This is a genomic window from Campylobacter concisus (genome assembly GCF_002914195.1).
In the GTDB taxonomy this organism is placed as follows: Bacteria; Campylobacterota; Campylobacteria; order Campylobacterales; family Campylobacteraceae; genus Campylobacter_A; species Campylobacter_A concisus_M.
Map to the genome: position 1 here is coordinate 1 of NZ_PPAU01000008.1, position 568 is coordinate 568.

1 protein-coding gene is annotated in these 568 nt (G+C 34.9%); it reads left to right on the plus strand.

What is annotated here, in order from left to right:
- Positions 1 to 568: hypothetical protein (locus tag CYP28_RS10150; RefSeq protein WP_181000379.1), on the plus strand; the 568-nt coding region annotated here is incomplete at both ends.

Below are 568 nucleotides of genomic sequence, written 5' to 3' on the forward strand. Positions count from 1 at the left end.
TCTAAATGCAGTAAAAATCAACTATGCAAAAAATGGGCTTACCAAAAATGATTATGCCGTAATCGCCAATAAGCTAACCAATAGTTTCTTTGAAAATCGTATTTTGCAATATAACCAAACAGACGAAGTAACTCTTAAAATGCTAAGAGGCTATTCTCGATCAATCAGGGGAGAAATTGAGAAGTTTTTTAGTGTCTATCTCACAAGCGATAATGTTGCCTATAATATTAGGGGTGCGCATAAGGCTTTTGTAGATGCAGGATTAAGCTATGACGATACTCCGTTTAAGTCTTGTGGGGTCGAATATACGCTTGCTAAATTTTGTGCCAATAACTCAGTTACTCCAGAAGCGGTTCTTGCCCATGAGATAAACAAGGCACTAGATACGGCCATAAAAGAAAATGAGCTAGAAATTTCACACACTTACTATTATAAGCGAATTTATGAATATGCTATGAAGGACGATGATTTTTTAAAGGAGATTTTTCATAAATACGATTTAATTGTGATTGATGAGGCACAAGATGCCGATGCGATGATTTTTAATCTGATCCATAAATATATGAAT